At 72.8% G+C, this 11943-nt stretch carries 7 protein-coding genes and 1 pseudogene; 6 read left to right on the forward strand and 2 right to left on the reverse strand.

Annotated elements, in window-relative coordinates; genetic code table 11:
* A pseudogene (locus tag ACTUAL_RS20735) lies at positions 1–646 on the forward strand (DUF5685 family protein); the annotation flags it as partial.
* 84 nt (positions 647–730) lie between these two features.
* Positions 731–2902 (forward strand): excinuclease ABC subunit UvrB, encoded by a 2172-nt coding sequence (gene uvrB, locus ACTUAL_RS20740; protein WP_440901415.1) that lies wholly within the window; start codon positions 731–733, stop codon positions 2900–2902.
* A gap of 65 nt (positions 2903–2967) precedes the next feature.
* Here the strand turns inward: uvrB and ACTUAL_RS20745 are convergent, their stop codons facing one another.
* Together ACTUAL_RS20745 and ACTUAL_RS20750 are read right to left on the reverse strand one after the other, a co-directional pair.
* Positions 2968–3936, reverse strand: a complete 969-nt coding sequence (locus tag ACTUAL_RS20745; RefSeq protein WP_096496334.1) for an ABC transporter permease — start codon at positions 3934–3936, stop codon at positions 2968–2970.
* The gene (locus ACTUAL_RS20750; protein ID WP_440901416.1) at positions 3933–6842 is read right to left on the reverse strand and encodes an alpha/beta fold hydrolase; all 2910 of its coding nucleotides are present in this window, start codon (positions 6840–6842) and stop codon (positions 3933–3935) included. Before ACTUAL_RS20750 ends, ACTUAL_RS20745 begins: the two co-directional genes overlap by 4 nt.
* Before the next feature lie 379 nt (positions 6843–7221).
* On the opposite strand from ACTUAL_RS20750, the gene ACTUAL_RS20755 reads away from it, so the two are divergent.
* From ACTUAL_RS20755 to ACTUAL_RS20770, 4 genes are all read left to right on the forward strand, one after another.
* Positions 7222–8214: a TerC family protein gene (locus ACTUAL_RS20755; protein WP_440901417.1), complete on the forward strand. Its 993-nt coding sequence runs from the start codon at positions 7222–7224 to the stop codon at positions 8212–8214.
* Positions 8215–8278: 64 nt separating this feature from the next.
* The gene (locus ACTUAL_RS20760) at positions 8279–10183 is read left to right on the forward strand and encodes a S9 family peptidase (RefSeq protein ID WP_096496331.1); all 1905 of its coding nucleotides are present in this window, start codon (positions 8279–8281) and stop codon (positions 10181–10183) included.
* A 251-nt stretch (positions 10184–10434) separates the two neighbouring features.
* Positions 10435–11121, forward strand: a complete 687-nt coding sequence (locus ACTUAL_RS20765) for a Crp/Fnr family transcriptional regulator (RefSeq protein WP_440901418.1) — start codon at positions 10435–10437, stop codon at positions 11119–11121.
* A complete protein-coding gene (locus tag ACTUAL_RS20770) occupies positions 11118–11735 on the forward strand; it encodes a hypothetical protein (protein ID WP_440901419.1) in 618 nt (205 codons plus the stop codon). The genes ACTUAL_RS20765 and ACTUAL_RS20770 overlap by 4 nt, the downstream gene beginning before the upstream one ends.
* Positions 11736–11943 lie beyond the last annotated feature (208 nt).

Consider the following 11943-nt stretch of genomic DNA (forward strand, 5'->3'; position numbering starts at 1 on the left):
GGCTGGCGCGTGGAACCCGCTGCTCGCCACCGGCGTCAGCCCCGCCGAGGCGCGGCGGCTGTGCGACGACGCGGTGCTCGGCGTGGAGCTGGCGCTGCGCGAGGTCGAGCTGACCGACGGCGCGCTGGTGCACGCCCTGCTGGTGCACGAGCTGCGGCGCGCGGTGGGGCGGGCGTTCGGCGACGAGCACGCGCACGGGGGCCACGAGCACCCGCGCCCCGGCCTGCCCGGCTACGGCGAGCACGCCCCCGTCGCGCACGCGCCGCCCGGTCACGACGGCCCCGGTCACGACGGCCCCGGCGACCGGCCGCCGACCGACCCGCCCGACGAGCCGCCCGGCGGTGGCGGCGGCGAGGGCGGCGGCGGGGTGCCCCCGGAGCCCGGCAGCTTCCTGTGGGCGTGGCCGAGGCTGACCGAGCCGCCCGCCAGCCGGGGCCTGCTCCTGGGCTGCCTGGCCGCGTTCTACCAGTGCGCCACCTGCCAGACCTGCTGCCGCGACCCCCTGCCCGGCCCGTGGAGCGGCAAGCCGCGCAGCGGGTGCTCGGACGGGTGCGACGGCGGCGAGTGCTTGGAGTGCTGCCGGTGCACGGGGGACTGCAAGAAGGGCGGTTGCGACTGCTGCGACTGCTGCTCCTGCGGCGACTGACGCGGGCGGCTGACCCAGCCGAACGACCCGGACGCGCGCGCCGGGGGACCGGGAACTGTCGGTCCCCCGGCGTACCTTTGGCTCGTGGCTACCACCCCCTCGGACACCCAGGCCCCGGAAACCCCGGTCAAGGCGCACTCGGCGCACCGCCCCGTCAGCGACATCCCCCGCTCGGCGGGCGAGTTCCGCGTGGTCAGCGAGTTCACGCCCTCCGGTGACCAGCCCGCGGCCATCGCGGAGCTGGAGCGCAGGCTGCGCGGTGGCGAGCGGGACGTGGTGCTGCTGGGCGCGACCGGCACCGGCAAGTCGGCGACCACGGCGTGGCTGGTGGAGAAGGTGCAGCGGCCCACGCTGGTGATGGCGCCCAACAAGACCCTGGCCGCGCAGCTGGCCAACGAGCTGCGGGACCTGTTCCCGGAGAACGCGGTCGAGTACTTCGTCAGCTACTACGACTACTACCAGCCCGAGGCGTACATCCCGCAGAGCGACACCTACATCGAGAAGGACTCCTCGGTCAACGAGGACGTCGAGCGGCTCCGCCACTCCGCCACGATGAGCCTGCTGACCAGGCGCGACGTCATCGTGGTCGCCTCGGTGTCGTGCATCTACGGCCTCGGCACCCCCCAGGCCTACCTGGACCGCTCCATCCCGCTGCGGGTGGGCGGCGAGGTCGACCGCGACGTGCTGCTGCGCGCGCTGGTCGACGTGCAGTACGCCCGCAACGACATCGCGTTCAACCGGGGCACGTTCCGGGTCAGGGGCGACACGGTCGAGATCATCCCCTCGTACGAGGAGCTGGCCATCCGGGTCGAGTTCTTCGGCGACGAGGTGGACCGCCTGTACTACCTGCACCCGCTGACCGGCGACGTGGTCAAGGAGGTCCAGGAGCTGCGGATCTTCCCCGCCACCCACTACGCGGCCGGTCCGGAGCGCATGGAGCTGGCGATCAAGGGCATCGAGGCGGAGCTGGAGCACCGCCTGGCCGACCTGGAGCGGCAGGGCAAGCTCCTGGAGGCCCAGCGGCTGCGGATGCGCACCACCTACGACATCGAGATGATGCGCCAGGTCGGCTTCTGCTCCGGCATCGAGAACTACTCGCGGCACATCGACGGCCGCGACGCGGGCAGCGCCCCCGCGACCCTGATCGACTACTTCCCGGACGACTTCCTGCTGGTCATCGACGAGTCGCACGTGACCGTGCCGCAGATCGGCGCCATGTACGAGGGCGACGCCTCCCGCAAGCGCAACCTGGTCGACCACGGCTTCCGCCTGCCCAGCGCGCTGGACAACCGCCCCCTGACCTGGGAGGAGTTCGCGGACCGGGTCGGCCAGACGATCTACCTGTCGGCCACGCCCGGCAACTACGAGCTCGGCCAGGCGGGCGGCGAGTTCGTGGAGCAGGTCATCCGCCCCACCGGCCTGGTGGACCCGCAGGTGGTGGTCAAGCCCACCGAGGGCCAGATCGACGACCTGGTGCACGAGATCAGGGCGCGCGCCGAGCGCGACGAGCGGGTGCTGGTCACCACCCTGACCAAGAAGATGGCCGAGGACCTCACCGACTACCTGCTCGAACTGGGCATCCGGGTCCGCTACCTGCACTCGGACATCGACACCCTGCGCCGCGTCGAGCTGCTCAGGCAGCTCAGGCTCGGCGACTACGACGTGCTGGTGGGCATCAACCTGCTCCGCGAGGGCCTCGACCTGCCCGAGGTGTCCCTGGTGGCGATCCTGGACGCGGACAAGGAGGGCTTCCTGCGCTCCACGACCAGCCTCATCCAGACGATCGGCCGCGCGGCCCGCAACGTCTCGGGCGAGGTCCACATGTACGCCGACCGGGTGACCGACTCGATGCGCAACGCGATCGAGGAGACCAACCGCAGGCGCGCGAAGCAGGTCGCCTACAACGAGGAGCGGGGCATCGACCCGCAGCCGCTCCGCAAGAAGATCACCGACATCCTGGAGCAGGTCTACGCCGAGGCCGAGGACGACGTGGCCCCCGGCGGCTCCGGCCGCAACGCCACGCGCGGCAAGCGGGCGGCGGGCGAGCCGGGCAAGGCGGGCTCGTCGGGCGTGCTGGCGGGCCGCGACGTCGGCTCGATGGCGCGGGCGGAGCTGGCCGACCTGGTCCAGCAGCTCACCGACCAGATGATGAACGCGGCCCGCGAGCTCCAGTTCGAGCTGGCGGGCAGGTTGCGCGACGAGATCGCGGACCTGAAGAAGGAGCTGCGCGGCATGGACGCGGCGGGCCTGAAGTAGCCCGACCCGCGAACGACGAGGGGCCCGCCGGGACGAATCCCGACGGGCCCCCGCGCGTCACGCGATCAGCTGGTGATGTCCTTGGTGCTGAACTTCCGCGCCGCCAGGAACGAGAACAGCGCCCCGTAGGCCAGCGCGGAGAACACCCCCTTGGCCATCTGCGACCAGTCGATGTCGGTGGACAGCAGGTCCATCCACGCCAGCGCGTAGTGCGTGGGCAGGTAGTTCCGAAGGTCCTCCAGCGCCGTGATCTGGTCCAGGATCTGCGACAGGATCGACGCCAGCACCGCCCCGCCGACCGCGCCCAGCGGCGCGTCCGTGGACACCGACAGGTACAGCGCCAGCCCGGCGACCCAGAACAGCTGCACCGAGATGTAGCAGACCGCCAGGAACACGCCGAGCACGCCGTCCGCGAACGGCGCGGCCTCGCCGGTGGGGCTGACCAGCTCGCCCGCCCCGTACCAGATCACGCCGACCAGCAGCGCGGTGCCGGGGAGCACCAGCAGCGACAGCACCGACAGGATGCCGGAGGCCGCGGCCTTGCGCCGCAGCAGCCGGTGCCGGGGGATCGGCGCGGCCAGCAGGTACTTCAGGCTGGACCAGGACGCCTCGCTGGCGATCGTGTCCCCGAAGAACAGGGCCACGATCATCGGCAGCAGGAAGCTGGAGCACACGAACAGCGTCAGGACGACGAAGTTCACCCCGCTCGCCGTGGCCAGGTCGACGAACCCGCCGGACCGGCGGTTCGGCGCGTCCTCGCCCAGCTCGAACGCCACCACCAGGATCACCGGCAGCAGCACCAGGAACCCGAGCACCAGCTGGGTCCGCCGCCGCAGCAGCTGCCTGACCAGCTCGACCCGGATCGGCAGCGTCCGCGAGGCCCGGTACCCGGTCCGCGACCCGTCCGCCTCGACGCCCGGCCGCTCGGCCCTGACCGCCTCGGCCAGGTCGCTCGCCCCGTGCGGGTCGGTGTGCACCCCGTTGTCCCGCGGGTCCACGCCCGACGTGGTCGGGCTCGCCTTGTCGTCGCTCATTCGCCCACCAACTCCAGGAACGCGTCCTCGAGCCGCCTGCGCGGCCCGGCCTGGTCGACCGAGACCCCGGCCGCCACCAGCGCCTGCAGCGCCTCGGCGCGCGGGGTGCCGTTCAGCGCCGCGTGCACCTGCTCGCCGTCGACCTGGACCTCCAGCACCCCGTCGAGGGACCGCAGGACCTCCGCCGCCTCCTCGGGCCGGTCGACCCGGAAGGTGGCCTCGCCGCTGCCGGTCGCGATCTCCTCGACCGGACCCGCCGCGACCAGGGCGCCCTTGTGCATGACCACCACGTGGCTGCACGTCTGCTCGACCTCGGCGAGCAGGTGGCTGGACACCAGCACCGTGCGACCGGCCGCCGCGTACCGCCGCAGCACGTCGCGCATGGCGTGGATCTGGGGCGGGTCGAGCCCGTTGGCGGGTTCGTCCAGCACCAGCAGGTCCGGCAGCCCGAGCATCGCCTGGGCGATCGCGAGCCGCTGCCTCATGCCCTGGCTGTAGGTGCGCACCTTGCGGTGCACCGCCTTGCCCAGGCCCGCGATCTCCAGCGCCTCGTCGAAGTGCGCCTGCTCCAGCGGCCTGCCGGTCGCCGACCAGTACAGCTCCAGGTTGGCCTTGCCGGACAGGTGCGGCAGGAAGCCGGAGCCCTCCACGAACGAGCCGATGCGGGAGAGCACCGGTGCGCCGGGCGTGATCCTGTGCCCGAACACCCTGATCTCGCCCTCGGTCGGCTGGATCAGGCCCATCAGCATCCGCAGCGACGTGGTCTTGCCCGCGCCGTTGGGGCCGAGCAGGCCCAGCACCTGGCCGTGCTCCACCCGGAACGACAGGTCGTTCACGGCGGTCAGGCCACCGGGGTAGGACTTCTTCAGGCCCTTGATGACCAGCGGGACCTCGGCCAGCTCCGGGTCGAGGTCGGTGGCCAGCCTGCGCCGGAACCACGCGACGACGGCCGCGATGGCGGACAGGGCGAGCACGCCCGCGATGCCCCACAGCGCGTCGGCGGGCACCTCGCTGACCTTGTTCGAGCCGGTCACCACCGGGACCTGCACGTTCCCGGTGTCGCCGTCGGCGAGCGCGATCCGGTAGACGGCGGGCTCCTGCGCGTTGGCGAACGACTGGTCGGTGGTCGACACGGCCAGCTGCAGCCGGTGCCCGCTCTCCACCGGGCGCACCACGCCCGGCAGCGACACCGACACCTCGACGGGCGTGCCGTCGGCGGGCAGCTCGGGCACCCGGAACGGGGCCACGGCCGAGCCGGGCAGCACCTTGCCGCCGTTCGCGTCGGCGTCGTACAGCTTCGCGAACAGCACCGCGCCGCCCTCGGGCACCGCCTCGCCGGGCACGGCGGCGATCCTCAGCCGCACCGTGGACGCGCCGGTCACCAGCAGCTGCGAGGTCAGCGCCTCGCTGGTGAACACGGCCGTCTGACCGGGCATGTCGATCGTGAGCCTGCTGGAGAGCGAGCTGGACCGGCTGACCGCCGCGCCCAGACCGGGCAGGCTGCTCACCGACGCCGGGTTGCCGCCCGCCGGGTTGATCACGGCCTGCTCGCGGCCGGTCAGCGCCACGTCCTGCCGGTTCACCGCGGCCTGGCCGCCGAGACCGGGGTAGGCCGGGGCGACCACGTCGCGCAGCGCGACCGAGCCGCTGCTGCGGAACGCGCCCTGCACCGCGTACTGGAACGTGGTGCCGGGGTCGGTGCCCGCGCCGTTGAGGTGGAAGTCCATCCAGTCGGCGATCTGGCCGCGCAGCTCGGGGCCGGGGGAGCCGCCGTCGTGGCCGCCCGCGTACCAGACGACCTTGACCTTGGCGCCGGTCGCGGCGATCTGCCTGGCGTTGGCGTCGGCCTGGTCGAGGCCGAACAGGGTGTCCTGCTCGCCCTGCACGATCATGGTCGGCTGGGTGATCCGGCCGGTCAGCTCGGAGGGCGAGCCCCGGCGCAGCACGTCCAGGGACGCCTGGCTCGCGGTGCCGGTCGTGGCGATCTCGTTGTACGCCGCGCACACGTCCTCGGCGAACCGGCCGCAGGTGCCGTTGAGCGGGGCCGCGCCCCTGCCCTGGCCGGGCTGCTGGCCCTGGCCGGGCTGCCCGGTCGCGGCGCCCGCGGTCGCCGAGCCCTCGGGGGCGGCGGTCGCGGCGGCGCCGACCTGCTGGTCGTCGTCGTCCTGACCGGCCTCGGGGGCCTCCTGCGTGGGGCCGGACATGTTCCCGCCGCCGAGGCCGGCGGAGAAGAACAGGCCGGACCACGAGCGCTTGAACACGCCCGCGTCGCCGGACGGGCCGGGCGTGGGCGTGCGGGTGTCGACCGCCTCGCCGGTGGCGCCGTGGTTCGGCAGCAGGGCGGAGGCGAGGTCGTTGAACGTGATGGTGGGCGCGATGGCGTCCACGCGCGGGTCGACGCCTGCGAGGGACAGCGCGAGCGCGCCGCCGTAGGAGCCGCCGGTGACGCCGACCCTCGGGTCGCCGGGGGCGTCGGTCATGACCTCCTGGCGGGTCGCGAGCCAGTCGAGCAGGCGCTTGGCGTCGTTGACCTCGTGGTTGACCGAGTTGAGCGAGATCTGTCCGGTGCTGCGGCCGAAGCCGCGGGCCGAGTAGGTCAGCACGACGAAGCCGCGCTGGGCCAGCTCGGTCGCCTCGGTGGCCACGCTGTTCTTGCTGCCGCCGAATCCGTGCGGGAGCAGGATCGCCGGAGCCGGGGTCTTCTCGGGCAGGTAGAGGGTGGTGTCGATCTGGAGGGCCCGGTCGCTGCCGGGGGCCTCCGGGACGTCGATCACCGCGTCACGGGTGTGCACCTGCGGCGGGTCGTCGCCCCCGCGCGTCCAGACGACAACGCCACCGATCAAGGCGACGAGCACGACCAGCGCGGGGAGCGACCACCTGCCGCGAAGGCGGGAAGGGATGGCCACCCCTTCGACCTTAAGGGCGTTCACCTGAGAGCACGCGACGGACCTGGCCTGCGGTTCTCAGCTCCGGGAGATCGTCGGGGGTGCGCCGGACGGCCGATTCTGATACGGTGCGAAACGAGCAATCCGGACATAGCGGCGCAAAGGCCGCGCTGGGTCGTAAAACGGCCGTTGGGTGCCGCACCTCACCCCGGCTGGCTTTTTCGCGCGCCCGTGGTGGATGATTACCGCATTGTGGAGGGGAGTACTCCCTAAAACGGCGGTGTCGTCAGCACGGAGTCCAGCGTCGGGCTCCCGGTGCCGCTGGTCTGCGACGCGGTTCTTCGCAGACGGAGGAGACCTCCGGTCATTGGCGTGCGCGCTATGTGCCGGAGGGTGTCTCATGACTGTTCCCGTGTGGTTGTGGCTGGCCACGATCGCGGGTCTGCTGATCCTGCTCGCGATCGACCTGTTCGTGGTCGACCGCCACCCCCACGAGGTCTCCATCGCCGAGGCGGGCCGCTGGGTCGTCTTCTACGTGGCGATGGCGGTGCTGTTCGGCGCGGGCATCTGGTACTTCGAGGGCGGCACCCCGGCGGGCGAGTTCTTCGCCGGGTACATCACCGAGTACTCGCTCAGCGTCGACAACCTCTTCATCTTCCTGATCATCATGACCACCTTCAAGGTGCCCGCGATCCACCAGCACAAGGTGCTGCTGATCGGCATCCTGATGGCGCTCGTGCTCCGGGGCGGCTTCATCGCGGCGGGCGCCGCGCTCATCGAGCGGTTCTCCGCCGTGTTCTACCTGTTCGGCGCGTTCCTGATCTACACCGGCTACAAGCTGGCGCGCGGCGAGGACGAGGACGAGGAGTTCAAGGAGAACGCCGGGCTGCGCATGGTGCGCAGGTTCCTGCCGGTCACCGACGAGTACCACGGCTCCAAGTCGTTCACCCGGATCGACGGCAAGCGGTACGTCACGCCGATGTTCATCGTGATGATCGCCATCGGCTCCACCGACCTGCTGTTCGCGCTCGACTCGATCCCGGCGATCTTCGGCCTGACCAAGGAGCCGTTCCTGGTCTTCACCGCGAACGCGTTCGCGCTGATGGGCCTGCGCCAGCTGTACTTCCTGCTCGGCGGCCTGCTCGCCAAGCTCGTCTACCTGTCGATCGGCCTGTCGGTGATCCTCGGCTTCATCGGCGTGAAGCTGATCCTGGAGGCGCTGCACACCAACTCGCTGCCGTTCCTCAACGGCGGCGAGCCGTTCGGCGTGCCGACGATCGGCATCGGGCTGTCGCTGTCGGTGATCGTCGGCGTGCTGGTCATCACGACGGTGGCGAGCCTGATCAAGGTGAAGCGGCACCCCGAGGCGGTCAAGCAGCCGGTCGAGGGGTAGCGCTCTGTGAGTGTCAACAAGTGTCGTGAGCTTTGCTAAGAACATTGGGGTAGCGTCCTGACCCGTGCGCCCCGATGACTTGCGACTGCTCGACCTGCCAGGCTCCCTCTCGGTGCGAGGTGACCTCGTCCTGGTGAACACGGCCCGCCCCGACGCGGAGACCAACACCTACCGAGGTTCCCTGCACCGGCTCCCGCTCGACGGGAGCGGGGCGCGGCAGTGGACGTGGGCGGAACGCGACTCGGCCCCCCGGATCTCCCCGGACGGGCGCTGGGTCGCGTTCCTGCGCGTCGCCGAGTCGGGCAAGCCGCCGCAGGTGCACGTCATGGCCGCCGACGGCGGTGACGCCCGCCGCGTCACCGACGCCCCGCTCGGCGCGGGCGCCCCCGTCTGGTCGCCCGACTCCACCCGCCTCGCGTACACCGCGCGCGTGCCCGAGCCCGGCCGCTACGGCTCCGAGGCCGACGGCGTCGCGCCCGGCCCCGACGCCGAGGCCCCGCGCCACATCACCCGGCTCGACTACCGCGTCGACGACCTCGGCTTCACCGGCGACCGCCGCCCCCGCCTGTTCGTGGTGGACGCGCTGGTCGCCGGGGCCGACCCGGTCGAGCTGACCGACGGCTCCCACGACCTCGGCGCCCCCGCGTGGACCGCCGACGGCGCCCGTCTGGTGTTCTCCGCGCCCCGCGACCTCGGCGCCGCCGAGACCCACCGGGACGACCTCTACAGCGTGCCCGCCGAGGGCGGCGCGGCCCCCGAGCTGCTCGTGCGCGCCCCCGGCGCGGCGGGCGACCCGGTGCCGCTGGCCGACGGCGGCGTCCTGTTCTACGGCCTGGACAACCCCGAGGACAGCGGCGTCGCCCGCAACCTCGGCCTGTGGCTGGCGCGCGGCGACGAGCTGCGCAGGCTCACCGACGTCGAGACCGTCGACTGCGAGAAGGCCGCGGGCGCGCCCGTCGTGACCGGCGACGGCGTGCTCGTCGCGGTCCGCAACCGGGGCGCCGTCGAGCTGCGTCGCGTCCCGCTCGACGCCGACCGGGTCGACCTCGCGGGCACCGAGCTGCTCGCGGGCGAGAAGGCCGAGGTCAAGGCGTTCGCGGCGGACGGCGACGTGGTCGTGGCCGCGATCTCCGACACCGAGAGCCCGGCCCGCGTCGTGCGCGTCGGCGGCGGGCTGCTCGCCGACTTCGCCCCCGACCTGCCCAAGGCGCGCGTCGAGGAGCTCACCGGCTCCGCCCCCGACGGCTACCCGGTGCACGGCTGGGTCGTGCTGCCCGAGGGCGAGGGCCCGCACCCGGTGGTGCTGTCCGTGCACGGCGGCCCGTTCATGTACTACGGCTGGGGCTTCTTCGACGAGGCCAGGGTGCACGCCGCCGCGGGCTACGCGGTCGTGCTGCCCAACCCGCGCGGCTCGGCCGGGTACGGCCAGGCGCACGGCAGGGCCGTCATCGGCGCGTTCGGCACCGTCGACGTCGACGACGTCCTGGCCACCCTCGACACCGCGCTGGCCCGCCCCGACCTGGACGCCGGGCGCGTCGGCGTCATGGGCGGCTCCTACGGCGGCTTCATGACCTCGTGGCTGTCCGCCCACCACGGCGAGCGCTTCCGCGCGGCCTGGAGCGAGCGCGCCGTCAACGCCTGGGACTCGTTCACCGGCGCGTCCGACATCGGCTGGTACTTCGCCGACGCCTACTGCGGCCCGGACCCCGAGGCCCAGCTGCGGATGAGCCCGCTGACGTACGCGGACAAGATCAGCATCCCGTTCATGGTGGTGCACTCCGAGCACGACTGGCGCTGCCCGGTCGAGCAGGCCCAGCGCATGTACGTCGCGCTGCGCCGCAACGGCGCGCCCGCCGAGATGCTGCTGTTCCCCGGCGAGGGCCACGAGCTCACCCGCTCGGGCAAGCCCCGCCACCGCCAGCAGCGCTTCGCGGCTGCCCTCGACTGGTGGTCCCGCCACCTGGGCTGAGCGGCCAGACCGCAGAACACCGGTCACGGGGCCGGTCCGGCGTGCGACCCTTCCGGTCACGCGCGGGACCGGCCCCGTCCCACGTTCGGCGTCGGGCCGTTCGACCCCCACCTCCCGGTGCGTTGGGCGGCATTCCGGGGAAATCCCTAATTCCCCGGCCGCTTCCGGCACCAGACTGTGCGTGCAGTCGGAGGAGGTGGACCGTGGCGAACCCGATGCCCCGCCCAGGGGACTGGCCCGCGGGGACTTTCATGAGCATGCTGCCGCCCCGCGCACGGGCCGAGCTGCTCGAACTGGGGATCGAGCGATCGTTCAAGCGCCGTGAGGTGCTGATGCGCGAGGGCGACGCGACCGAGCACGTGGTGCTGCTGCGCCAGGGGCTGGTGAAGGCCACCGGGCTCCAGGAGAACGGGCGGGAGACGCTGTTCAGCCTCAAGGTCGGCGGCGACCTGGTCGGCGAGATCGCGGCGATGGACGGCTCGCGCCGGTCCGCCACGGTCACCTCCTGCGTCCAGGGGCGCGGCAGGGTGATCAGCGCCACCGCGTTCCGGGGGTACCTGCGGGCGAACCCGGACGCGCACTTCGCCCTCACCCGGATGATCATCCAGACGTTGAAGTGGGCGGACCGGCGCAGGCTCGACTTCGCCGGGTACCCGACGCTGGTGCGGCTGGCCCGGCTGCTCGGCGAACTGGCCGACGCCTTCCTCGCGGGGCCGGGCAACCGGGTCCTGCTGGACCTGGGGCTCAGCCAGGGGGACCTCGCCGACCTGATCGGCGCCGAGGAGGACACCACCCGCAAGGAGCTGCGCGTGCTGCGCGACCGCGGGCTGATCAGCCTGGGCTACCGGTCCGTCACCGTGGTCGACCGGGCCGGGCTGGACCGGCTCGCGGACGGCCGGGACGCCACCGGGCACGGCCGGGCGGGGGAGAAGCCGTGACCGTCGTGGACGTGGCGGTCGAACGGCCGGTCTCGCTCGACGGCCTCGTCTACCGGCTGGTTCTCGCGGTCGACGTCGAGGGCTACAGCAAGCTCTCCGGGTACGAGCAGGGGCGGGCGCAGTCGCTGCTCGACGAGGTCATGGAGCACGCCGCCCGCCGCTCCGGGCTCGACCGGGGCGACTGGTACCGGCAGGTGCGCGGCGACGGCGAGCTGGCCGTCCTGCCCGCCGACACCGACACCGCCTGGGTCGTCGCCCGGTTCACCGAGCGGCTGCGCGACGGGCTGGCCGCCCTGCGCGCCGCGGGCACCCCGCTGCGGGTGCGGCTGGCCATGCACTGCGGGCCGCTCGCCGGTGGCCGCTACGGGCTGGTGGGGGAGACGCCCATCCGCACGTGCAGGCTGCTCGACGCCCCCGTGGTGCGGCGCGCCCTCGCCGCCGCGGACGGGGACCTCGTGCTGGTGGTCTCGGACGGGCTGTTCCGGGACGTCGTCAGCACCCGGTTCCACCAGTTGGACCCCGAGCGCTTCCGGCGGACCTGGGTGACGGCCAAGAAGACGCGGTACGCGGGGTACGTCTGCACCGCCTGCCCCAGCGCTTCGCCGAATCCCTAGCGCCGCGCGCCACCGGTCGGGCAGTCTGCGCGGATGCAGTGGACCGTGCGGGCCGGGTCGCCCGACGACGCGCCGGAGATCGCCAGGATCAACGTGGAGTCCTGGCAGCGTGCCTACCGGGGGATCGTCGCCGACCCCGTGCTCGACCGGATGCTCCCGGAGAGCAGGCTCCCCGGCTGGGTCAGGGTGCTCGCCCTGCCCGACCCGA

The sequence above is a fragment of the Actinosynnema sp. genome, from assembly GCF_052038725.1.